Source organism: Oharaeibacter diazotrophicus, assembly GCF_004362745.1.
GTDB lineage: Bacteria > Pseudomonadota > Alphaproteobacteria > Rhizobiales > Pleomorphomonadaceae > Oharaeibacter > Oharaeibacter diazotrophicus.
On sequence record NZ_SNXY01000013.1, the window covers coordinates 44,845 to 68,348 of the forward strand.

General features: G+C 71.8%; 20 protein-coding genes. 11 read left to right on the plus strand and 9 right to left on the minus strand.

Translation table 11 applies throughout. The annotated features are described in order from the left end of the window. Positions 1-45: 45 nt before the first annotated feature. The 8 genes from EDD54_RS22230 to EDD54_RS22265 all read right to left on the minus strand — a co-directional run bounded on the left by EDD54_RS22230 (position 46) and on the right by EDD54_RS22265 (position 9,604). Complete coding sequence (locus tag EDD54_RS22230) at positions 46-1,221, minus strand: amidase (protein ID WP_126542044.1); 1,176 nt, start codon at positions 1,219-1,221, stop codon at positions 46-48. A 34-nt stretch (positions 1,222-1,255) separates the two neighbouring features. Continuing rightward, the gene (locus tag EDD54_RS22235) at positions 1,256-2,656 is read right to left on the minus strand and encodes an amidase family protein (RefSeq protein ID WP_126542043.1); all 1,401 of its coding nucleotides are present in this window, start codon (positions 2,654-2,656) and stop codon (positions 1,256-1,258) included. A 364-nt stretch (positions 2,657-3,020) separates the two neighbouring features. Next, complete coding sequence (gene yjfF, locus EDD54_RS22240; protein WP_126542042.1) at positions 3,021-4,013, minus strand: galactofuranose ABC transporter, permease protein YjfF; 993 nt, start codon at positions 4,011-4,013, stop codon at positions 3,021-3,023. Next, positions 4,010-5,011: an ABC transporter permease gene (locus EDD54_RS22245; RefSeq protein ID WP_126542041.1), complete on the minus strand. Its 1,002-nt coding sequence runs from the start codon at positions 5,009-5,011 to the stop codon at positions 4,010-4,012. The genes yjfF and EDD54_RS22245 overlap by 4 nt, the downstream gene beginning before the upstream one ends. Further along, the gene (gene ytfR / locus EDD54_RS22250) at positions 5,008-6,516 is read right to left on the minus strand and encodes a galactofuranose ABC transporter, ATP-binding protein YtfR (RefSeq protein ID WP_126542040.1); all 1,509 of its coding nucleotides are present in this window, start codon (positions 6,514-6,516) and stop codon (positions 5,008-5,010) included. The genes EDD54_RS22245 and ytfR overlap by 4 nt, the downstream gene beginning before the upstream one ends. A 128-nt stretch (positions 6,517-6,644) precedes the next feature. Then, positions 6,645-7,613 (minus strand): galactofuranose ABC transporter, galactofuranose-binding protein YtfQ, encoded by a 969-nt coding sequence (ytfQ, locus tag EDD54_RS22255; protein ID WP_126542039.1) that lies wholly within the window; start codon positions 7,611-7,613, stop codon positions 6,645-6,647. Positions 7,614-7,949: 336 nt separating this feature from the next. Then, positions 7,950-8,501 carry a hypothetical protein gene (locus EDD54_RS22260; protein ID WP_126542038.1) on the minus strand — a complete coding sequence of 184 codons (552 nt, stop codon included), beginning with the start codon at positions 8,499-8,501 and terminating at the stop codon, positions 7,950-7,952. A gap of 116 nt (positions 8,502-8,617) precedes the next feature. Continuing rightward, on the minus strand, positions 8,618-9,604 hold the full coding sequence (locus EDD54_RS22265; RefSeq protein ID WP_126542037.1) for a LysR family transcriptional regulator: 987 nt from the start codon (positions 9,602-9,604) through the stop codon (positions 8,618-8,620). A gap of 330 nt (positions 9,605-9,934) precedes the next feature. Here EDD54_RS22265 and EDD54_RS22270 point away from each other — a divergent pair, with 330 nt between their 5' ends. The 7 genes from EDD54_RS22270 to EDD54_RS22300 all read left to right on the plus strand — a co-directional run bounded on the left by EDD54_RS22270 (position 9,935) and on the right by EDD54_RS22300 (position 18,335). Then, positions 9,935-11,425, plus strand: a complete 1,491-nt coding sequence (locus EDD54_RS22270; RefSeq protein ID WP_126542036.1) for a 6-hydroxynicotinate reductase — start codon at positions 9,935-9,937, stop codon at positions 11,423-11,425. 52 nt (positions 11,426-11,477) lie between these two features. Beyond that, positions 11,478-12,398 carry a UPF0280 family protein gene (locus EDD54_RS22275; protein WP_126542035.1) on the plus strand — a complete coding sequence of 307 codons (921 nt, stop codon included), beginning with the start codon at positions 11,478-11,480 and terminating at the stop codon, positions 12,396-12,398. Continuing rightward, entirely contained in the window at positions 12,391-12,975 is a 585-nt protein-coding gene (locus tag EDD54_RS22280) for an amino acid synthesis family protein (protein WP_126542034.1), read from the plus strand. The genes EDD54_RS22275 and EDD54_RS22280 overlap by 8 nt, the downstream gene beginning before the upstream one ends. Continuing rightward, positions 12,972-15,059 (plus strand): hydantoinase/oxoprolinase family protein, encoded by a 2,088-nt coding sequence (locus EDD54_RS22285; protein ID WP_126542033.1) that lies wholly within the window; start codon positions 12,972-12,974, stop codon positions 15,057-15,059. Before EDD54_RS22280 ends, EDD54_RS22285 begins: the two co-directional genes overlap by 4 nt. Then, positions 15,056-16,807, plus strand: a complete 1,752-nt coding sequence (locus tag EDD54_RS22290) for a hydantoinase B/oxoprolinase family protein (RefSeq protein ID WP_126542032.1) — start codon at positions 15,056-15,058, stop codon at positions 16,805-16,807. Before EDD54_RS22285 ends, EDD54_RS22290 begins: the two co-directional genes overlap by 4 nt. 145 nt (positions 16,808-16,952) lie before the next feature. Beyond that, positions 16,953-17,402 carry a MarR family winged helix-turn-helix transcriptional regulator gene (locus tag EDD54_RS22295; RefSeq protein WP_126542031.1) on the plus strand — a complete coding sequence of 150 codons (450 nt, stop codon included), beginning with the start codon at positions 16,953-16,955 and terminating at the stop codon, positions 17,400-17,402. 150 nt (positions 17,403-17,552) lie between these two features. Then, a complete protein-coding gene (locus tag EDD54_RS22300) occupies positions 17,553-18,335 on the plus strand; it encodes an alpha/beta fold hydrolase (protein ID WP_126542030.1) in 783 nt (260 codons plus the stop codon). 125 nt (positions 18,336-18,460) lie between these two features. Here the strand turns inward: EDD54_RS22300 and EDD54_RS22305 are convergent, their stop codons facing one another. Next, on the minus strand, positions 18,461-18,871 hold the full coding sequence (locus EDD54_RS22305; RefSeq protein WP_126542029.1) for an Imm63 family immunity protein: 411 nt from the start codon (positions 18,869-18,871) through the stop codon (positions 18,461-18,463). 268 nt (positions 18,872-19,139) lie between these two features. Between EDD54_RS22305 and EDD54_RS22310 the strand changes: the two genes are divergently transcribed. The 4 genes from EDD54_RS22310 (at position 19,140) to EDD54_RS22325 (ending at position 23,502) form a co-directional block, all read left to right on the plus strand. Next, positions 19,140-19,397: a type II toxin-antitoxin system VapB family antitoxin gene (locus EDD54_RS22310; RefSeq protein ID WP_126542028.1), complete on the plus strand. Its 258-nt coding sequence runs from the start codon at positions 19,140-19,142 to the stop codon at positions 19,395-19,397. Position 19,398: 1 nt separating this feature from the next. Then, entirely contained in the window at positions 19,399-19,791 is a 393-nt protein-coding gene (locus EDD54_RS22315) for a type II toxin-antitoxin system VapC family toxin (protein WP_126542027.1), read from the plus strand. 253 nt (positions 19,792-20,044) lie between these two features. Further along, positions 20,045-21,121, plus strand: coding sequence for an ABC transporter substrate-binding protein (locus tag EDD54_RS22320; protein WP_126542026.1), 1,077 nt, complete (start codon positions 20,045-20,047; stop codon positions 21,119-21,121). A 140-nt stretch (positions 21,122-21,261) separates the two neighbouring features. Beyond that, complete coding sequence (locus EDD54_RS22325; protein ID WP_126542025.1) at positions 21,262-23,502, plus strand: MGH1-like glycoside hydrolase domain-containing protein; 2,241 nt, start codon at positions 21,262-21,264, stop codon at positions 23,500-23,502. Positions 23,503-23,504 lie beyond the last annotated feature (2 nt).

The window sequence follows — 23,504 nt, forward strand, 5'->3', positions numbered from 1 at the left end:
GCGGCCGCCGTCACCTCCCGGTTCGGTGATCGAGCAAGCCGCGCGTCAGGCCGCGGGGAAGTCGCGCGCGAAGGCGACGAGGCGCTCGTCGGAGCCCTTCGGACCGATCAGCGACAGGCCGACCGGGATGCCACCGTGGTCGGCGAGCGGCAGGTTGACCTGGGGATGGCCGGTGAGGCCGGCGATCGCGGTCAGCTCGACGATGCGGCCGACCGAACGCATCAGCGCCGAGAAGGGCTCGTCGCGCGGCGGCGGCAGGATCGGCGTGGTCGGCAGGCAGATGACGCCGTCGTCGCCGAGGAGGTCGACCATCCGCGCCGTCGCCTCCGCCCGGAACGCCTTCGGGCCGACGAGGTCGGCCTCCCCGATCAGCGCGGCGAGCGCCAGCGTGGTGCCGACCTCGATGGAGAAGCGCGGCACGGCGGCCTCGACGAAGGGCGCGAAGGTGGCGGAGAACTCGGCCCGCTGCAGCAGCGACTGCGCCGCCGACCACTCGAGGATGTCGCCGGTGGCGAGCGGTGCCTCGACCACCGACGCGAAGGCGCCGGCGAGCCGGGCGACCGCCGGGGCGAGCGCGGCGCGGACCGGCTCGTCGGCGATGGCGAAGCAGTCGGTGGCGACGATCATGCGCGAGAAGGCCGGCCCGCCGATCGGCGCGCCGAGCAGCACGGCGCCGACGCGGGCGAACATCTCGCCGTCGGCGGCGAACCAGCCGCAGGTGTCGAAGGTCGGCGACTGCAGCATCATGCCCTCGCAGGAGATCCGGCCGAGGGTGGGCCGGAGGCCGTAGAGGCCGCAGAAGGCGGCGGGCGTGCGCACCGAACCGCCGGAATCGGTGCCGAGCGCGGTGTCGACGAGGCCGCCGGCGACCGCCGAGGCCGAGCCGCTCGAGGAGCCCCCGGGCACCCGGTCCGGCGCCTTCGGGTTCAGCGGCGTGCCCTCGAAGCGGTTGCGGCCGACGAGGCCGAGCGAGATCTCGTCGGTGATCGCCTTGCCGACCAGGGTCGAGCCGGCGTCGAGCAGGGCCTTCACGGCGGCGGCGTGGCGCTTCGCCGGCGCGTGGGTGCGGGCCCAGTCGGGATTGCCGCAGCCGGTGACGTGGCCGGCGACGTCGAACAGGTCCTTGGCGGCGAAGGTGGTGCCGGCGAGCGGGCCGTCGCCGGTGGCCTGGACCACGCAGGCGGTGCCGGGCACGAAGGCGCCGAGGGGGTCGCGGATCATCGCGGGGGATCTCCTGGGAGGGAAAGGGAGCGGATCAGGGCTGCGGGTGGCCGGTGGCGCCGAGGGTCAGGCCGGTGGCGCGGTGCCAGGCGGCGCCGAAGCCGAGGACGCGGTCGTCGGCGAAGGACGGGCCGACGAACATCAGCCCCTGCGGCAGCCCGTCGGGCCGGAAGCCGTTCGGCACGGCGAGGGCGCAGAACTCCATAAGGTTCACGAAGTTGGTGTAGCTGCCCATGATCGCGTTGCACTCGACGTTGCGCTCCTCGAGCTCTTCGACGGTGAAGGTCGTCGGCGTCGTCGGCAGCACCATCACGTCGACGTCGTCGAACAGCGCGAGGGCGTATTTGCGGTGGCCGGCGAGTTCGTATTGCGCGACGAAGACGTCGGCGGCCGAATATTTCAGCGCCTGGGACAGCACCGCGCGCGTCGCCGGGTGGAAGCGGTCGCCGCAGGCCTCGAAGATCGGCTTCAGGTTGGCGTAGCGCCGCGCGATGAAGGCGTCCTCGTAGAGCATCCGCGCGGCCCGGTGCAGCAGGGCGTAGTCGAACGGCACCGCGGTGCCGCCCATCGCCTCCAGCCGGGCGATCGCGGCGTCGAACAGCGCCTCGGCGGCGTCGTCGCCGGCGAAGATCCGGCTCTCGCGGGACGGCACCGCGAAGCGGAAGCGCTCCGGCGGGGGCGAGATCGCGAGCCGGGTGGTCGCCGCCACCGGCAGCGACAGCGGGTCGCCGGCGTCGTGGCGGATCAGCACCTGGAGAGCGCGGACGTTGTCCTCGACGGTTAGCGTCAGCACGGTGTGGCTGGCGCCCATGCCGGCGGCGGAGCGGCCGAAGGGCACGAGGCCGTTGGTGGGCTTCAGGCCGACGATGTTGTTGAGCGCCGCCGGCACCCGGCCCGAGCCGGCCGCGTCGCCGCCGAGGGCGAAGGAGACGAGGCCGGCCGCGACCGCGACGCCGCCGCCGGAGGTCGAGCCGCCCGAGATGTAGGCGGGATCGAACACGCAGCGCGGAATGCCGTAGTCGGTGCGCACGCCGACGAGGCCCATGCCGAACTGGTCCATGTTGTTCTTGCCGATCGCGATCGCCCCAGCTTCCAGCAGCAGGCGGACGTTCGGGTCGGTTTCGGTGGCGACGTGCTCGTTGGCGCGGCAGGCCTCGCTGGTCGGCAGGCCGGCGACGTCGAAATTGTCCTTGATGGCGAAGGGCAGACCGTAGAGCGGCAGGTCGTCCGGCCCGGCGACGGACGCCTCCAGCGCCGCGGCGGCGGCGAGCGCGCGCTCGCGCGGGATCAGCGTCGTCCACGCCGGGTCCGGCCCGCGGGCGGCGATGCGGTCGTAGACGGCGGCGACGACGGCGGACGGCGTCAGACTGCCCGAACGGTAGGCATCGTGGAGGGTGCGGAAGTCGAGGCTGCCGCCGATCGGGTCCCAGGTCATCGCGTCGGGCAATCCAGTACGCCACGGAGCATTCCGCCCGGTGCGGCGGCCCCGGGCGCGGCGGGGCCCTCGCGGGCGGTGACGCGGTGACGGGCACCGGCCGGGCGATTGTATGCAATTGCCGTGCAAGAGCGGGAGGGGTGCGGCGGATGCGCGGTCCGTGCCGCGCCGGTGTGCCCGAGGCGGCCGGTCGCGGAGCGGGTCGTCGCCGCGGAGTGCACACGTGTCGGGCGGGTCGCTCCGCGCAGCCACGGGGGAGCTTCGCCGGTCGGGAAGTTCGCGACGCCGCGGCGGTGCCGCGACGAGCGTCACCGGCGACGCCCGGCCCGCGGGTGCGAGATCCTGCGTTCCGCCTGCGCCCGCCTCACGCCGCCGCGACACGCGCGCCGGCGCGGGCGTTCTCGCGGCGGCGGGCGGCGGCGGCGAGGAGGCCGCGCTGCATCAGGATGAAGGCGAACAAGAGCGCGCCGATCACGATCTTGGTCCACCAGCTCGACAGCGTGCCGTCGAAGATGACGTAGGTCTGGATCAGGCCCTGGATCAGCACGCCGACGAAGGTGCCGGCGACGGTGCCGACGCCGCCGGTGAGCAGGGTGCCGCCGATCACCACGGCGGCGATGGTGTCGAGCTCGACGCCGGTCGCCGACAGCGAGTAGCCGGCCGAGGTGTAGAGCGCGAAGACGATGCCGGCGAGGCCGGACAGGAAGCCCGACAGCGCGTAGATCGCCACCGTGGTGCGTCCGACCGGCACGCCCATCAGCTCGGCCGACTGGCGGTTGCCGCCGAGGGCGTAGACCGCGGTGCCGAAGCGGGTGCGGTGGGCGACGACGGCACCGATTACGAAGGTGACCAGCATGACGACGCCGACGAGCGTCAGCCGGCCGCCGCTCGGGATCTTCCAGCTCCACGAGGCGATCGCCGCGAAGGTCGGATGGTCGATCGGCACGGAATCGGTGGTGAGCAGGAAGCAGGCGCCGCGGGCGAAGAACATGCCGGCGAGGGTGACGATGAAGGGCGGCGTCTCGAGCTGGTGGATCATCGCGCCCATCACCGCGCCGAAGGCGGTGGTGATCGCGAGCACCAGCACGAAGGCGGCGATCGGATCGAGGCCCGCGCGGATCGTCACCGCCAGGAACACGCCGGTGAAGGCGATCACCGCGCCGACCGAGAGGTCGATGCCGCCCGACAGGATCACGAAAGTCGCCCCGACCGCGGCAACGCCGACGAAGGCGTTGTCGGTCAGGAGGTTGGCGACCACCCGCGTCGACGCCATGTTGGGGAACTGCAGCGTGGCGAGCGCGTAGGCCACGAGGAAGACGCCGATGGTGGCGAGGAGGGGCAGGTGGCGGGCGTTCACGGCGCGTCGCTCCGCTTCAGGAAGGTGGCGAGGCGGCGCACCGCCGGCGACTGCAGCACCAGGATGACGGTGATGACGACCGCCTTGACGATCAGGTTCATCTCGGGCGGATAGCCCGACAGCAGGATGCCGGTGTTGAGCGCCTGGATGACGAGGGCGCCGACCAGCGACAACAGGATCGAGAAGCGGCCGCCGAACAGGCTGGTGCCGCCGATCACGACCGCCAGGATGGCGTCGAGCTCGAGCCAGAGGCCGGCGTTGTTGGCGTCGGCACCGCGGATGTCGGCGGTGACGACGAGGCCGGCGACCGCCGCGGCGACGCCCGAGGTGGCGTAGGCGGCCATCAGCACGCCGCGGGCGTCGACGCCGGCATAGGCGCTGGCGAGCCGGTTGACGCCGATCGCCTCGATCATCAGGCCGAGCGCGGTCGCCCGGACCAGGAGGGCGGCGACGAGCGCCAGCGCCACCGCGATCACCACCGGCATCGGCAGGCCGAAGGCCGAACTGGCGGCGACGGCGGCGAGCGCCGGATCGGTGAAGGTGACGATCTGGCCCTCGGTGACGAGCTGGGCGATGCCGCGGCCGGTCACCATCAGGATCAACGTCGCGATGATCGGCTGGATGTCGAGCACGGCGACCAGGAAGCCGTTCCAGAGGCCGCAGGCGAGGCCGGCGGCGAGGGCGGCGCCGATCACGAGAAAGATCGGTTGGCCGTCGGCGGCGAGGGTGGCGGCGACCGCGCCGGCGATCGCCATCACCGCGCCGACCGAGAGGTCGACGCCGCGGGTGGCGATCACCAGCGTCATGCCGATCGACAGGATCGCCACCGGCGCGCCGCGGTTCAGCACGTCGACGAGGCTGCCGAACAGCCGGCCGTCCTGGAGGCGGAGGTCGAAGAAGTCGGGGAACACCGCCCAGTTGGCGGCGAGCACGACGGCGAGCGTCAGGATCTGCGGCAGGGCGCCGCCGACGCCGCGGAGATTGCGGGCGAGCGTCACGGGCGGGCCTCCCCGGCGATGGCGCGGACGATGCCCTCGACCGAGACGTCGGCGCCGGCGAGTTCGCCGACCTTGGCGCGGTCGCGCATCACCACGACGCGGTCGGAATAGGCGACGATCTCGTCGATCTCCGAGGAGATCACCATCAGCGCGAGGCCGTCGTCGCACAGCTTCTCGATCAGGCGGATGATCTCGGCGTGGGCGCCGACGTCGATGCCGCGGGTCGGCTCGTCGAGGATCAGGAAGCGCGGCTCGGTGGCGAGCCAGCGGGCGAGCAGCGCCTTCTGCTGGTTGCCGCCGGAGAGCAGGCGGATCGGCTTGTCGACGTCGGAGGTGCGGATGTCGAGGAGGCGCACGAAGCGGGCGGCGATCGCCTCGGCCTCGCGGCGCGGAATCGGCCGCAGCCAGCCGCGCCGGGCTTGGAGGGCGAGCACGATGTTCTCGCGCACGCCGAGGTCGCCGACGATGCCCTCGGTCTTGCGGTCCTCCGGGCAGAAGCCGAAGCCGAGCGCGGCCGCGGCGCGCGGCGAGGCGATCCGAACGCGCCGGCCGTCGACGGTGGCGCTGCCGCTGTCGGCCTCCTTGACGCCGAACACCAGCTTGGCGGTCTCGGTGCGGCCCGAGCCGAGCAGGCCGGCGACGCCGACCACCTCGCCGGGCCGGATCTCGAGGTCGAGCGGCTGCACGAAGGCGCGCCGGCCGTAGCCGGCGAGCGAGAGGAACGGCTCGGCGGCGGTGCGGGTGCCGCGGTGGCGGATCATGGTCTCCTCGGCGAGCTCGCGGCCGAGCATCATGGTGACGAGATCGAGCCGGGAGAGCTCGGCGATCCGGCGCTCGCCGACGAGCCGGCCGTTGCGCAGCACGGTGGCGCGGTCGCAGATCTCGAAGACCTGGTCGAGGAAGTGGGTGACGAAGACGACGCCGATGCCGCGGGCGGCGAGCCGGCGCACGGTCTGGAACAGCACCTGGACCTCGCCGGCGTCGAGGCTGGCGGTGGGCTCGTCGAGCACCAGCACCTTGCCGGAGAGGTCGACGGCGCGGGCGATCGCCACGATTTGCTGGACCGCGACCGAGTGCTCGCCGAGCACGCTGTCGGGATCGACCGCGAGGCCGTATTCGGCGAGCAGCGCGGCGGCGTCGCGGCGCATCCGGCGGCCGTCGACGAAGCCGAGCCGGGTCGGCTGGCGGCCGAGGAAGAGGTTCTCCGCCACCGTCAGGTTCGGCAGCAGGTTGACCTCCTGGTAGACCGTGCCGATGCCGTGGCGCTGGGCGTCGGCGGTGTCGGCCGGGTCGATCGCGACGCCGTCGAGGCGGACCTCGCCGCCGTCGCGGCGGTGGACGCCGGTCATCACCTTGATCAGCGTCGACTTGCCGGCGCCGTTCTCGCCGAGGAGGGCGTGGATCTCGCCGGCGCGCAGCGTGAAGTCGACCCGGTCGAGCGCCTTGACGCCGGGAAAGCTCTTGGCGAGGCCGCGGATCTCGAGCAGCGCCGGGGTCGGGTCCATGGATCGTCGTCCGTTGCGTGCGGGGCGCGGGCGGCACGGCGCCGCCCCGCCGACATGGCGGAACGCCGCCGGACTTGCCGCCCGACGGCGCCGTTCACGGGATCTCGGATCGCTTTACGCGATCCCGATCAGTAGCCGAGGCCCTTGCGGCGCTCGTACTCTTCCTTGGCCGTGTCCGGCAGGTAGAGCCGGCTCTCGGTCTGGATCCACTTCGGCGGCATCGTGCCGTCCTTCTTGTAGGCGGCGATGACGTCGAAGGCCGGGCCGGCCATGTTCGGGGTCAGCTCGACGGTGGCGTTGGCCTCGCCCTCCGACATCGCCTTGAAGATGTCCGGCACGGCGTCGATCGAGACCATCAGGATGTCGGTGCCCGGCTTCAGGCCGGCTTCCTTGATCGCCTGGATGGCGCCGATCTGCATGTCGTCGTTGTGGGCGTAGACGGCGCAGATGTTCTTGCCGCCGTTCTCGGCCTTGATGAAGCTCTCCATGACCTCCTTGCCCTTGGTGCGGGTGAAGTCGCCGGTCTGGGAGCGGATGATCTTCAGGTTGGCATGCGAGGCGATCGCCTCGTCGAAGCCCTTCTTGCGGTTGATCGCCGGCGAGGAGCCGACGGTGCCCTGCAGTTCGACGATGTTGCAGGGCTTGTCGCCGACCGTCTTCGCCAGCCACTCGCCGGCGACCGCGCCCTCGTGCACGGTGTCGGAGGTGACGGCGGTCAGGTAGAGGCTGTCGTCCTTGGTGTCGATGGTGCGGTCGAGCAGCACGACCGGGATCTCGGCGTCCTTGGCCTCGGCGAGCACGTCGTCCCAGCCGGTGGCGACCACGGGGGCGACGAAGATGGCGTCGACACCCTGGGCGATGAAGTTGCGGATCGCCTTGATCTGGTTCTCCTGCTTCTGCTGCGCGTCGGCGATCTTGAGATCGATGCCGCGCTTCTCGGCCTCGATCTTGGAGACCGAGGTCTCGGCGGCGCGCCAGCCGGACTCCGAGCCGATCTGCGAGAAGCCGATGGTCAGCTTGTCCTCGGCGGCGGCCGCGCCGGCGCCGAGCAGGCAGGCGAGCAGGCTCGCCCCGGCGAGCAGGGTCCTGAGTGTCATGGGTCTCTCCTCCCGAATACGATCGCGGCGGGTTGTCCCCGACGTCCTCCGATCGGTGGAAAGCCTAAGGCCCGGTCGATTTGCCGATCAAATCAGAAATGGCGGGGGCGATATAACGGGGGTGGTATAATGTAGGTCATCCATCAACTCGGCGGCAAGAGCACGCTCCAGATGCGTGCCGACGTTCCACAAGAAGGATTGTGCACGAGACTAGACGCTAAGAAGGTTCGCTGCACATTTTAGCTCGGATGTGAGCGGTGTTATCTGAAGTCATCAGTAGCCGCGCATCTTCGACGGCGGAAGAAATGAAAAATTCCGTCCTGGACGGAAGCGACACTATTCGGCTTGGACGGGAGCCGTTTTGCAGGTTGCCGCCACTTTTTCAATCAATGGCTCTGTTATCGGGACGAATATCGAAGCGGATCCGTCTCCCGATAGGAACTGCGAAACCGCAAAGATCCCGTCCTCCATGCTGACGTTCGCTATCAAATGAACATCTGCGATCTGGAGATCTTCGATATCCAACGAATAAGACGCAGATGTAGTGCCGAACGCGAATTTCCCGTTGGTGATTAGACGGTCCCGATCGCAGACGAGAAAGTCGACCTTTCCGGATCCAGTCGTGTCATCCTTATTGATTGTAAATGTAGTTCTCGTGAGTGCCCCGATTGCGCCACCGGTTGCAACGCTACGATAGACGTCGGGCAGAACCGTCCCATCGAACGAAAACTTGCCCGCATTCAAGTAGGAGGCGTCGTTCATCGAAAAGTAGTGATCTTTCAGCTCGTAGTAAGCTGTAATCAACCCGGCTAATCCGGCTGGTATGCCGAGAATGGTACCGATATGCTCAGCAACATATTTGCCAATTGCTCGCAGCCTATTCCACATGATGAAAGTCGTTCCGTGACTGGACATAACCTGAGCGTGTCATACTCCGAGATTCTACTCAATCTTTGCCTGCGGAATTTTTCAGAATGTTCGACTGACGAGCGAAGCACGCGCTCTCAAAACCGCCCGTTGATGTCGTCGAACAGCATCTGCGCGGCCGGTGACAGCGCGTGTCCCGCCAGCTTGGCGATGGCGTAGGGCGGCACGGCGAGGTCGCCGGCGACGGGGAGCGCGAGGACGCGGCCGTGCAGGCTGGCCTCGCCGCGGACGAATTCGACCACCGAGCGCGACAAGGGCGCGATGGCGTCGAGCTCGGTGATCGCGAGCAGGGTGAGGAACTGCGAGGCGGTGGCGAGCACCACCTTGGGCAGCGGCACCATCCGCTCGGCGAGATAGGCCTCGACGCTGCGGCGCAGGAGCCCGCCCGGCGGCTGCATCACCCAGTCGCATTCGGCGCAGGCCATCAGGTCGATCTCGCGGCGGCGGATCAGCGGATGGCCCTCGCGCACCACCAGGGAGATCGGCTCGTCGCCGGCGAGGCGGGTGAAATAGTAGCGGTGGTCGTGGGTCGGCGGGATGCGGCCGAGGAAGAAGTCGACCCGGCCGGCGTCGAGCGCGGTGATCAGGTTGTCGGAGGTGTCGACGACGACGCTGAAGTCGACCTGCGGATGGGTGAGCCGCGCCGCCTTGATCGCCGGCAGCACGAATTCCACCGCCGCGCCGGTGACGGCGCCGACGCGGACCTCGCCCATCAGCCCGGCCTTGAGGCGGGCGATCTCGCCGTCGGCCTCGGCGATCTCGCGGAACACGGCGCGGGCGCGCCGCGCCATCATCCGGCCGTAGAGCGTCAGCGAGATGCCGCGGGCGTGGCGCTCGTAGAGCTTGGCGCCGGCGATCTCCTCGAGCTCGGCGGCGCAGCGCGAGGCCGCCGGCTGCGAGATCGCCAGCATCGCCGCCGCTGCGCTCATCTGCCCGGTCGCCTCCAGGGCGGCGAGCAGGCGCAGGTGGGTGAGCCGGAGCCCCTTGCGCACCAGTCGATCGCGCAGCGGACCCGGCATCCGGCCGTGCACCGGCAGGGCTTCGGCGTCGTCCTCATCCGCCATCCGCGGACCTCCACGGCGCCGCCCCGACGCACCGCCCTCCCCGGCGGCGCGCGACGGCGCACCCGCGATGGGTAGCGCGCCGACCGGGGCACGGGCAACCCCGGGTGGGAAGGGCGCGGGATCCGACGGCGCTCCCGGGCGCCGGCGCGTCGACCCGTCACCGGCCCCGCCCCCCGGGGTCGCCACGCGCCGGCTCCACCGTCCCCGTCCGCCCGCTGCCCCGTGGCCGTTTCCGCGATTGACACTCGTTCGTCTACAAATGATATTTCCGGGGACGCCGCGTCGGCCGGACCCTCCGGCCGTTCGTCGCGGCACGCCGAGGATGCGGCCATGGTGAAGCAGGCGGTCGAGAGCACGGTGAACGGCAAGATCCGCTGCGACGCCTGCCCGGTGATGTGCTACATCGCCGACGGCCGCGCCGGCGCCTGCGACCGCTACGCCAACGTCGGTGGCGACCTCGTGCGCGTCGACCCGCTGACGATGATCGAGAACACCGTCTCGGCCGGCGGCAAGGTGGTCGAGTTCATGCCCGGCCCGGAGCGCGAGTGGGACGGCGACATCGTCGCCGCCGGCCACCGCTTCATCACCGCCGTCGGCGCCGGTACGACCTATCCCGACTACAAGCCCGCGCCCTTCATCGTGTCTCAGAAGACCGACGGCGTCGACATGGTCACCGTGGTGACCGAGGGAATATTTTCCTATTGCGGCGCCAAGGTGAAGATCGACACCGACCGCTTCGTCGGGCCGGAGACCGCGCTGGTCCGGGTCGACGGCGAGCCGGTCGGCCACGTCACCACCGGCGAATACGGCTCGCAGATGCTCTCGCTCGGCGGCGTCCACCACCTCACCGGCGGGGGCAAGAAGGAGGGCCGCGTCACCTGCGAGGCGCTGATGCGGCTGTGCAACCGCGAGCGCGTCGACTTCACGGTGGACGGCGGCGCCGCGCTGTCGCTGCAGGCCGGCCGGCCCCCGGTGATCGACGGCGTCGAGGAGGCGCGGATGCGGGTCGGCTGCGGCTCCGCCTCGATCGGCATGTTCGCCAAGCAGTGGAAGGACATGGTCGACGAGGTCGTGGTAGTCGACGACCACATCACCGGCGTGCTCTCCGAGCACCAGGCCGGCAAGCTGCTCGACGTGCCGCCGACCGGGATCCGCATCAAGGGCCGGCGCTCGACCCCCGGCCGCTATTTCCGCGTCGCCGAGCCGGGCACCGGCTGGGGCGGCACCAACATCTCCGATCCGCTCACCATCCTCGGCGCCTTCGACCCCGCCGTGGCGCGGCCGGGCCTCAAACTCCTGATGCTCTCCACCACCGGCGAGCAATACGGCTACTACGTCCTCGACGAGGCGCTGAACCCGGTGCTCCAGGACGTGCTGCCCGACGCCGTGCGCGCCTCGGTCGAGACGGTGGCGGAGAATTGCGAGCCGGCGTCGGTGTCGGTGCTGTTCGTCGGCGGTGCCGGCGGCAGCCTCAGGGCCGGCGTCACCACCAACCCGGTGCGGCTGACGCGCTCGGTCAAGGCCGCGCTCACCCACGTCTCCTGCGGCGGCGCGCCGGCCTACGTCTGGCCCGGCGGCGGGATCACGGTGATGGTCGATGTCACCGAGATGCCGGCCGGCAGCTTCGGCTACGTCCCGACGCCGGCGATCGTGGCGCCGATCGAATTCACCATGCGCCTCGACGACTACCGCGCCCTCGGCGGTCACATGGACGCCGTGGTGCCGATCGAGGAGGCGGTGGCACAGGCCGAACGGCGGATCGCCCCGGTGGTCGAGCGCGCTTGGCCGACCGACCGGCGCAACTTCGCCTGGGGCGGCTGAACCGCGACGACGGGAAAACGGCCCGGGGGCGACGAAGGAGGGGACACGGGCGATGGGCGGAGCGGTGGCGGCCTGGCTCGACGGCGGACCCGACGGACGGCTGCACCTGCAGCACGGCCCGATCGACCTCGTCGTCGGCGCCGACGGCGGCCCGGACCCCGCCGCCCGCCTCGACGCCCTCGCCGCCGCCCGGGTGCGCTTCTCCACCATCCTCGACGAGCTCGTCGGCGAACTCGCCTTTCTGAAGGCTCCCGCCCGCCCCGGCGGCCCGCGCCCGGCCGGGTCGGTCGCCCGGCGGATGACGGCCGCGGTCGAACCCTTCGCCGGCGAAACATTCGTGACGCCGATGGCCGCGGTCGCCGGCGCGGTCGCCGACGAGGTGCTCGCCGCCATGCTCGCGGCGGTCGATCCGGCGCGCCGGCCGGCGCGGATCCATGTCAACGACGGCGGCGACATCGCGCTCCACCTCGATCCCGGCGCCGCCTTCCGCGTCGGCGTCGCCCGCGAGGACGGCGCCGGCCTCGGCCGCTTCATCGTGACCGCCGACGACCCGAGCCGGGGCGTCGCCACCTCCGGGCGCGGCGGCCGCAGCCTCTCCATGGGCATCGCCGACAGCGTCACCATCCTCGCCGCCAACGCCGCCGCGGCGGACGCCGCCGCCACCATCGTCGGCAACGCCGTCGATCTGCCCGGCCATCCCGCCGTGCGCCGGCTGCCGGCGAACGACGTCGTCGACGACAGCGACCTCGGCGACCGCCCGGTCGTCGTCGGCGTCGGCGCGCTCTCCGCCGCGGAGACCGCCACGGCGCTCGCCGCCGGCGTCACGGCGGCCGAGCGGCTCGCCGCCCGCGGCCTGATCCACGCCGCCGCCCTGTTCCTCGGCCGGGAGGGGCGCGTCGTCGCCCCCGCCGGCCGGCCGTCGCTTTCCGGTTCCCCTCCCCTTCCGCAGCCCGAGGCCGCCCGTCATGCCTGAACCCAAGGTCCGCAAGTTCGTCACCGTCGTGGAGGAGATCCTGCACGAGGGCGGCCCCGCACCGGACAAGCCGCGGCTGCGCGCCGCCGTGCTGGCGGTGATCGAGAACCCGTTCGCCGGCGCCTATGTCGAGGACCTCCAGCCGTTCATGAAGGACCTGGAGCCGCTCGGGCTCGCAATGTCGAAGCGCCTCGTGGCGGCACTCGGCGGCGACGCCTCCGTCGTCGAATCCTACGGCAAGGGCGCCATCGTCGGCGAGGCCGGCGAACTCGAGCACGGTGCGCTCTGGCACGTGCCGGGCGGCTACGCCATGCGCGCTCTGCTCGGCGACGCCAAGGCGATCGTGCCCTCGGCCAAGAAACTCGGCGGCCTCGGCACCAAGCTCGACGTGCCGATCGGCCATGTGAACGCCGCCTACGTCCGCAGCCACTTCGACGCCATGGAAGTCGGCATCGCCGACGCGCCGCGGGCGAACGAGATCGTGTTCGCGCTGGTGATGACCACCGGCGGCCGCGTCCACGCCCGCATGGGCGGCCTCGCGGCGGCCGACGTCAAGGGCGAGGACGGCCTGCGTTGAGCGCCCCCTCCGCCACACCCGACGCGCCCCGCCGCGCCTCCGTCGTCGCCGGCGTCGACGTCGGCGGCACCTTCACCGACCTGGTGCTGTTCGACACCGGCTCGGGCCGGGTCCGTCTCGCCAAGACGCCGACGACGCTCGACAACCAGGCCTTCGGCGTCCTGAACGCCCTCGACGCCGCCGGTGCCGACGTCGCCGGCCTCGACCTCGTCGTCCACGGCACCACCACAACCACCAACGCGGTGCTGGAACGCCGGCTCTGCCGCACCGGCTTCGTCACCACCCGCGGCTTCCGCGACGTGCTGGAGCTCGGCCGCCGCACGCGGCCGCAGCCCTACGGCATGAAGGGCGACTTCCGCCCGATCGTGCCGCGCGACCTCCGCCTCGAGGTGCCCGAGCGCATGACCGCGCGCGGCGAGGTCCTGACGCCGCTCGACGAGGACGCGCTCCGCGCCGCCCTCGCCGAGCTCGTGGCCAAGGGCTGCGAGGCCCTGGTGATCCACTTCCTGCATTCCTACGCCAACCCGGCCCACGAGATCCGCGCCGGCGAGATCGCCCGCGAAGTCTGGCCGAACGGCGACGTCACCCTCGGCCACGCGCTCTTGTCGGAAAGCCGGGAATACGAGCGCGGCGTCACCGCCGCGGTCAACGCCTCGGTGCAGCCGCTGCTCCGCCGCTACGTCGAGCGCCTCGCCGACAGCCTCGCCAGCCGCGGCTACGCCCACGACCTCCTGGTGATGACCGGCAACGGCGGCATGGTCTCGGCCCGCCGCGTCGCCGACGAGGCCGCCAAGACGGTGATGTCGGGCCCGGCCACCGGCGTCATGGCCGCCGCCTACACCGGCCGGCGCGCCGGCCTGCCCGACCTCGTCACCTACGACATGGGCGGCACCTCCACCGACGTCGCGCTGATCCGCGGCGCCGAGCCGTCGGTATCGAGCGAGATCGAGGTCGAATACGCCATGCCGATCCACCTGCCGATGGTGGACGTGCGCACCGTCGGCGCCGGCGGCGGCTCGATCGCCCGCGTCACCGCCGCCGGCCTGCTCCAGGTCGGCCCGGACAGCGCCGGCGCCAAGCCAGGGCCGATCTGCTACGGCCGCGGCGGCACCGAACCGACCATCTCCGACGCCAACCTGCTGCTCGGCCGGCTCGATCCGGCCCGGCTCGCCGCCGTCGAGGGCGGCGTCACGGTCGACCACGTCGCCGCGGTGTTCCGTGACAAGCTCGGCGCCCCGCTCGGCCTCGACGCCCTCGGCGCCGCCGCCGCGGTGATCCGCGTCGCCAACGCCCGCATGGCGGATGCCGTGCGGATGGTCTCGGTCAGCCTCGGCGAGGACCCGCGCGACTTCGCCCTGTTCGCCTTCGGCGGCGCCGGGCCGCTGCACGCCTCGGCGATCGCCCGCGAACTCGGCATCCCCAAGGTGCTGGTGCCCGCCCGGCCGGGCATCACCAACGCGCTCGGCTGTGTCGTCGCCGACCTTCGCCACGACTTCGTCCGCAGCGTCAACCGGCCGCTCCGCGACGTCGACATGACGGCCGTCCACGCGCTCTGGCGCGCCCAGGAGGCCGAGGGCCGCGCCGCCATCGCCGGCGAGGCGGTCGAGGTCGAGACCGTGACGGTGGCGCGCTTCGCCGACATGCAGTTCGTCGGCCAGACCCATCTCCTGCGCGTGCCGCTCGGCACCGACCTGCCCGGGCGCGACGATCTCCAGGCCCGCTTCGAACGCGCCTATTTCGACCGCTTCCACGTCGCCCTGCCGGAGATCCGCGCCGCCCTGGTCGCGCTCGCGACCTCGGTGGTCGGCCGGCGCGCCGAGATCGACCTCTCCGCCCTGATCGACCCGGCGGGCCGGCGGGCGAGCCTCGCGGAGGCGCGGCGCACCACCCGGCCGGTCTGGTTCGACGGCGGCTTTCTCGACACGCCCGTCTACGTCCGCGACCACCTGCCGGCCGACGCCGTCGTCGTCGGCCCGGCGATCGTGGAACAGATGGACACCACCATCGTCCTGGAGCCCGGCGACGTCGCCGTCCAGGACCGCGACGGCAACCTGATCGTCACGGTCGCCGGGGGAGACGCATGACCATCGACCCGATCACGCTCTCGGTCATCCAGTCCGGCCTGCAGCAGGTCTGCGACGAGATGGACCTGACCTTCTCGCGCGCCGCCTTCTCGCCGGTGATCGCCGAGGCCAACGACCGTTCCGACGGCATCTACGCCGCCGAGGACGGCGCGCTGATCGCCCAGGGCGCCTCCGGGCTGCCGGTGTTCGTCGGCACCATGCAGGCCTCGACCGCCACGCTGATCGAGATGATCCGCGACGGCCGGGCCGCAGCGCCGTCGCCCGGCGACATCTACGTCGTCAACGACCCCTATCTCGGCGGCACCCACCTGATGGACGTCCGCTTCGCCATGCCGGTCTACCGGAACGGCGAGATCTTCTGCTGGCTCTCCAACACCGGCCACTGGCCGGACACCGGCGGCGCCGTGCCCGGCGGCTTCTCCGCCTCGGCGACGTCGGTGGAGCAGGAGGGTCTGCGCCTGCCGCCGGTGCGGCTGTTCAAGCAGGGCGTGCTCGACGCCGAGATCTACGCCATCATCTGTTCCAACATCCGCGTTTCCGAACAGCGCATCGGCGACGTCAAGGCGCAGGCGGCCGCCCTCTCGGTCGGCGAGAAGCGGCTCGCCCGCATCCTCGACCGCTACGGCGACGACACCGTGCGCGCGGCGATCGCGGAGCTGCGTTCCCGCGCCGAGGCGCAGATGCGGGCGAACGTCAGCCTGATCCCGAACGGGGTCTACCGCTCGCTCGCCTTCGTCGACAGCGACGGGGTCGTGAACGAGCCGCTCGAGATCCGCCTCGCGGTGACCGCCGAGGACGGCACGCTCACCTTCGACTTCTCCGGCTCCTCGCCGCCCTGCACCGGGCCGATGAACTCGGTGCTGGCGACGACGCTGTCCTCGGTCTACCTCGCCATGCGGCACATCTTCCCGGACGTGCCGATCAGCGCCGGCGCCTTCGCGCCGCTGAAGGTGATCCGCCCAGAGGGCACCTTCCTGGACGCGCGCTATCCCCGCCCGGTCTCCGGCTGCGCCGCCGAGGTCAGCCAGCGCATCGCCGAGGCCGTGTTCTCGGCGCTGGTCGGCGCGTTGCCGGACCGCGTCACCGCGGCGCCGGCCGGCACCTCCGGCAACTTCGCCCTCGGCGGCCACGACCCGGCGACCGGTCGCGACTTCGTGATGTACCAGATCTCCGGCGGCGGCTACGGCGGCAACGCCGACCACGACGGCCTCGCCAACGGCTGTTCGACCATCGGCATCTCCAAGGCACCGCCGGTCGAGATCATGGAGCAGCAGTTCCCGGTGCTCTACCACGCCTATGCGCTGCGAGAGGGCTCCGGCGGCGCCGGCCGCCACCGCGGCGGCTTCGGTCTCGCCTACGAGATCGAGCTCCTGCGCGGGCGCGCCACCGCCAGCTTCGTCATGGACCACGGCCGCTTCGGCCCGCCGGGTGCCCTCGGCGGCGGCGACGGCGCGCCTAACGAGGTAGAGGTGGTCAGGGGCGGCGTCGCGATGGTGCCCGAACACCTCTCCAAGGCCCAGGACATCCCGCTTTCCGCCGGCGACCGCGTCCGCGTCCGCACCCCCGGCGGCGGCGGCTACGGCGACCCGCTCGACCGCGAGCCGTCCGCGGTCGCCGAGGACGTCCGGCTCGGGCGCTACACGGCGGACGCCGCCCGCGCGCTGTTCGCGGTGGCGGTGAAGGCGGACGGCGCGATGGATGCGGCGACGACGGCAGAGCTGCGGGCGGCGCGGCGGACCGGAGGTTGAACGAAGCGGGCGGGAAGCGAGGAGAAGCAACCCTCGCCTCCCGCCGCCCTCCGGGCAGGCGGGGGCCCGTCGCTCTCCGGTCCGTTCGTTGACAAACGGTCGCGCCGGGTCCACTCCGGATCGGATACGGGACGCGGAGCGGGCGATGGACGGCGAGGGCGAGGCGCGGGAGACGGACGGGACCGAGGTCTACCGCCTGCACGACCAGATCGGCTTCCTGCTGCGCCAGGCGACCCAGCGCCACATCGCCATCTTCGGCGCCCGCATGGGCGACCGCCTGACGACGACCCAGTGGTCGGCGCTGGTCAAGCTCGCGGAACTCGAGCCGATCTCGCAGAACCAGCTCGGCCGCGAGACCTCGATGGACGTCGCCACCGTCAAGGGCGTGGTCGACCGCCTCGTCGGCCGCGGCTTCGTGCGCACCGCCCCCGATCCGCGCGACGGCCGCCGCCTCGTGCTCGGCGTGACCGACGAGGGCCGCGCCGCCATCGCCCGCAATCTCGCGGTCGCCGCCGAGGTCACCCGCGAGACGCTCGCCCCGCTCACGCCCGGCGAACGCATCCTCCTCGCCGAACTGCTGCGCCGCATCGCGTGAGGGCGGAACTCCTTCTCCCCCTCGCGGGAGAAGGGCACGCGCTCTCGGGAGAGCTCCCGCCCCCGCCCGTTTCCCGCCATCCTGCCGCGCCTTATACTGACCGCCTCGCCGGCCCGCGGCCCACTCGCCGGACCGGCCAGGGAGCCGCCCATGCGCGATGTCGCCCGTCCGCTGCTGATCGCCCTGCCGCTGCTGGTCGCCGGTGCCGCCGAGGCCGGCCATCCGCCGGCGGCGCCGCCGCGGGAGGCGGGCTTCGCCGAGATTCGCGGCATCTCGATGTACTACCGCGTCTACGGCGCAGGGCCCGGCGCGCCGGTGCTGATGATCCACGGCGGCCTCGGCAGCGCCGACGTCTGGAACGAGCAGGTCGCCGCGCTGGCGGTCGACCACACGGTGGTGGTGGCCGACAGCCGCGGCCAGGGCCGTTCGGGCCGCACCGCCGAGCCGATCACCTACGAGGCGATGGCCGAGGACTACGTCGCGCTGATCGACCGGCTCGGGCTCGGCAAGGTGGCGCTGGTCGGCTGGAGCGACGGCGGCATCATCGGCCTCGAGATCGCGATACGCCATCCCGAGCGGCTCGCCCGGCTGTTCGTCCAGGCCGCCAACACCACGCCGGACGGCCTCGCCGCCCCGCCGCCGGCGGACGCGCCGCGCCCGGAACTGCGCCACTACGACGACGTCCGCGACGAGATCCAGGCGCTGTGGGCCAACGAGCCGCACATCACCGACGCCGAACTCGCCGCCATCCGCGTGCCGACCGTGGTGGCGATCGGCGACCACGACGAGGCCGTCTCGATCGCCCACGACCGCGCCATCGCCGCCGCCATTCCCGGCGCCCGCTTCCTCCTCCTCCCCGACGTCGGCCACGCCGCCGTCCTCGAGGACCCCGCCGGCTACACGCGGGCGGTGCTGGACTTCCTGGAGGAGTGACGGGGGCCGATGGCGCGAATCGATCCGTGATCCATCGGCAGGACCCGGCCGGGAACCGATGTTCGGTCAAATCGCGCGCCGCGCTGGACGAACCCGCGGTCTGCAGCGGCGTCGGTGGCTTGCGTTCAGCCGATGTCGTCCCGGAAAGGGGATCTCGCCAGGATCGCCTGGTGTTCTTTCGCCTTCCGGGCCGCCCATGCCTCGGACGCGAGGCCGAGCAACTCTTCTTGTTTCGAGAACCACTGCCGACGAGGATCCTCCCCCGTCCTTCGGTTCAGGAGCTCAAATCTTCCTGCGATGTCAGATATGACAACCTTGAAGATCCAGTACATCAGCTCTTCGATATCCTTGGTTTTCCAGCGCCTGCGCTCCACGCCGCGCTCTTCGAAGACGAAGTTGTAGTCTTCGTCGATTTCCAGATACGGCGAGCCGTCGCCACGGGGCTCGGTGGGGATGACGAAATCGCGGATACCGATGCGGGCCGCGTAATGTTCGGCACGACGGCGCACGGTTTCGAGATCGCCCGCGCGTTTCATTCGTCCGCCCTCCGGTTCGAGCCTTTGCCGAGGCACGATACCATCGCCGACGCAACCGTCGGCAACGGTGGTGGCCGCCGGCCGACAGCCGTGACGCCCGCCCGCGCCGTCGGCGGACAAGCCGGTCGAGCCGGCGCCCGAGCCGAAGCGTCCCCCTTCGGTCGCGCGCCCCTTTCACTCGCGAGGGTAGAAGGAAACATGCCTCCCTTTGACGCACCCGCCCCCGCGCGGTAGAAATCGCCCGAAGGGTAGACGGGGAGCCGCGGCGATGTCTCTCAACATCAAGAATCCGGCCACGGTGGCGCTGGCCGACGAGCTGGCGCGGCGGCTCGGGGTGGGCAAGACGGCGGCGATCCACGAGGCGCTGCGCGAGCGGCTGCACCGGCTCGGCCACGACGCCGGCGGGCCGGAGCGGCTCGCCGAGGATCTCCGCGCGATCCGGGCGCGGGTGGCGCGGCTGCCGGAGCGGGAGAGCCGCAGCGACGAGGACATCGTCGGCTACGACGACGACGGCCTGCCGAACTGACATGGTGATCGACACCTCCGCGATCGTCGCGATCCTGCGCGACGAGCCCGAGGCCGCGGCGATGGAGCGCGCGATCGTGGCGGCCGCCGTGCGCCTCGTACCGGCGACCTGCGCGCTCGAGGCGCGCATGGTGATGGTCGCCCGCCGCGGCGAGCACGTGCTCGCCGAACTCGACCTCTGGCTCGCCCGCATCGGCACCGACGTGGTGGCGGTCGACGCCGACCTCGCCGACCTGGCCACCGCGGCCTGGCTCACCTACGGCAAGGGCCGCCACCCGGCCGCGCTCAACTTCGCCGACTGCATCTCCTACGCCCTCGCACGGCGCTCCGGCCTGCCGTTGTTGTTCAAGGGGGAGGACTTCTCCCGCACCGACGTCGCCACGGTGAGGTTCTGACGGGGCGGGGGATGCGTCCACCGCGGCGACGCCCTGTCCACCATCGAGCCCGTGTCCCGCGATCCTCCCCGGCGCTTCGCGCCGACCCTTCCGCAAGGGGAGGGTCAAGTCGGCGGCCGGCGTGGGTGCCCCCTGGCCCCACCCTCGTCGCCTCTTGCGCGGGCGTGGCGTTGATGTATCGTTCGCACACTAACAAGTGAGCGCCAAGCTCCGGACCGAGGGTCCACCACATCGGACGAGGGGAACCAACGCCATGAACAGACGCCAGACGCTCATCGCCGTGCTCGGCCTGACCGCCGCCGCTCTCGCCGCCCCGGGCATCGCCCCGTCGGCGGTCGCGGCGGCCGAGATCAAGGTGCTGAACTGGAAGGGGTACGGCACCGACGAGGCCTTCGCCACCGCCGACTTCGAGAAGAAGACCGGCATCAAGGTCCTGCACGACTATTTCACGTCCGAGCAGGAGATGCTGACCAAGCTGCGCACCAGCCCGGGCGCCTACGACGTCGTGCTGGTCAACTCGACCTATCTGGCGCAGGCGCGCGAGGAAGGTCTCGTGCAGGCGGTCGACCCGGCCGCGATCACCAACCTTCCCGGCGTCTCCAAGCCGATGCTCGACGACCCGAGCGTCACGGTCGAGGGCAAGCTCTGGGGCGTGCCGTGGGTCTGGGGCGCGACGTCCTTCGCCTACAACACCGAGACGATCAAGGAGCCGATCACGTCGATCGCGGCGCTGTGGGACCCGAAGTTCGCCGGCCGGATCTCGTTCCGCGACGACGCCATCCTCGCCGTCAACCTCGCCGCCCTGCTCACCGGCCAGGACATCAACCAGCCGGCCGACATGGCCGTGATCAAGGAGAAGCTGGTCGCGCTGAAGCCGCAGATCCGTTCGTTCTGGGCCTCCGAGGACGAGTGGATGAAGGGCATGGCGTCGAAGAGCTTCGACATCGGCGTGATCTGGGCCGGCGGCGCCGCCCGCGCGGTCAAGCTGCACAACCTGCCGGTCGAGTTCGTGATCCCGACCGAGGGCGCCGTCGGCTGGTTCGACACGCTGACCGTCGCCGCCGGCGCGCCCAATCCCGAGGGCGCCCAGAAGTTCATCGACTACATGATCGATCCCGACTTCTACGCCACCTGGGACAACACCTCCGGCGCCCCGGTCTCGGCCAACGCCGCCGCCGTCGCCAAGCTGCCCGAGACCGCCTACAACCGCGCCGTCCTCGGCAAGCCCGAGGTGGTCGGTCGGCTCAAGTTCATGCAGCCGGTGCCCGAGGAGAAGCGCCAGGAGATCCAGGAGCTCTGGGCCGAGGTGAAGACCGAATACGCCCAGTGATCCCGACGTGATCCCGCGTCCGGGAGGGCCGGCCGCCGGGTCGGCACCTCCCGGGTCGTCGTGATACGACTCCCCGCCCGGCGCGCGGCCCCCCGCGCGCCGGCTCCCGTTTCCAGGACCGCGACAGCGCCGGGGCCGCCATGCCGATCGACACCACCATCCCCGCCGCCCGCGCCTGGAACAGCTGGACCGACCGTCCGGCCGAAATGGTGTTCCTGCCGCTCGGCGTCCGGGTCACGCCGGTGCTCTATTCGACGCGCCTGCGCCGGGCGAGCCTCGCCGAGCCGCGCCGCGACGCCGTCCGCCTCGGTGCCCACGACGTCGACGGCACGGTGGTGGACCTTTCCGTCGAGCACGGCGGCACGACGCTCGACCTCTCCTGGCGCAAGGCCGACACCTATGCGGTCGCCGGCGCCTGGAACGGCCGCGTCCTCGGCGAATGGGGTCTGCGTTTCTGGGTGTCGCTCTGCCTCTCCGCCGACGGCGGCGAGACCGTGCACCACGACGCCGCCCGCCGGGCCGCCTACGTCAAGGTCGGCAGCCGCTTCGTCGCGCTGGTCACGGCGGACGAGCCGGTGCAGGTCACCGCCCATGTCGACGTCGCCGCCCTCGCCGCCGATTTCGAGGCCAACGGCTATTTCCACCTCGCCAGCCGCGGCACCGAGGCCCCCGTGCTGGCGCTGCGCTTCAATCTCGAGATGATGCGGCGGGCCCGCTTCGCCGCCGCCGTCGCCGACGACCTCGACCTCGCGGTGGAAAAGGCCCGCGCCGCGCTTGCCCGCGGAGAGCCCGCGCCCGCGCCGGTGCTGCACGTCGGCCGCCACGCCGGCGCGCTCGACGCGGTGCGCGACGTGATCGCCTGGAACACGATCTACGACGCCGACAACCACCGTGCCTACACGGCCGTATCCCGGATCTGGAACCTCGGCCGCTTCGCGGTCTGGTTCAACGACACCACCTACGCGGCGATGATGGCGGGTCTGTTCGACGGCGGGCTCTGCGCTGAGAATTTCGCGACGGCCCTCGCCGGCGCGACGCCGCAGGGCAACGTCGCCTGCATCGTCACCTCCAACGACGCCTGGGTCGACCGCACCCAGGCGCCGAACGGGGCGCTGATGCTGTGGCTCTCCTATCTCCGCCGCCGCGACCGCAGCCTGCTCGAGGCCGGCTACGGCCCGCTCGCCCGCAATCAGCGCTGGTGGCGCGCCCATCGCGACCCCGACGGCATAGGCCTCGTCTCCTGCGGCACCTCGGACGTCGGCGAAGGGCTCTACAAGGGCACGCATTTCGGCGCCCGCAACGAGACCGGCATGGACAACTCGCCGACCCACGACGAGGCGGTCTACGATCCGCGGACGCGGACGCTGTCGCTGATCGACGTCGGCCTCAACTGCACCCTCGCCCTCGACGCCGAGATGCTGGCGCTCGCCGCCGCCGAGCTCGGCCGCGACGACGAGGCGGCGGAATTCGCCGCCCTCGCCGGCGACAGCCGCGCCCGCATCGCGGATGAGCTGTGGGACGAGGAGCGCGGCCTGTTCGCCAACCGCCACCGCGGCGGCGGCTTCGTCCGGTCCGTCGGGCCGACCAGCCTCTATTCGCTGATCTGCGGCGCCGCGACCGAAACCCAGGCCCGCCGCCTGCTCGCCGCCCTCGACGACCCCGCCCTGTTCGGCGGCCCGTTCGGGCTGCCCAACGTCGCCCGCGCCGACCCGGCCTATGCCGACAACGTCTACTGGCGCGGCCGGATCTGGCCGAACGTCAACTGGTTCGTCTGGCTGGGCCTGCGCCGCTACAACTTCTTCGCCGAGGCGTCCGCGCTGGCGGAGAAGAGCCTCTCCCTGTTCATGCGCTCGTGGGAAAGCGAGCGGATGTGCGGCGAGAACTACGGGGCCGAGACCGGCGCCCTCACCGACCAGCCCGACACCGACCGCTTCTGCACCTGGGGCGCCATGCTGCCGCTGACGGCGGTCGGCGAGATCCTCGACGTCGACCCGTGGCGCGGGCTCGAGATCGTCGCGACCGGCGAGCCCGTGACGCTCGGACCGCTGGCGAGCCCGCTCGGCCCGGTCCGGCTCGAGGCCGCGGATGGCCGCCTCGTGTTGACGCGCGGCCGCGCCGTGCTGCTCGACACCGACTTCCGCGGCCGGATGAGCCGGATCGAGATCGAGCCCGGCCGGATCGCCCTGACGCTCGCCGCCGCCGAGCCCGGCCGGCCCGCCCGCTTCGCCTTCCCGGCGGTCGATCCGGCGCAGGTGGTGGCGGCGCGCTTCGCGGGGACGGCGGTTGCGGTCGGCCCGGGCGAGCGCGGCGGGATCGCCCTCGACGTGACGCCGGGCGCGGCGGCGGCCGACCTCGTCCTCCACCTCGACCGCGCCGGCTGAGC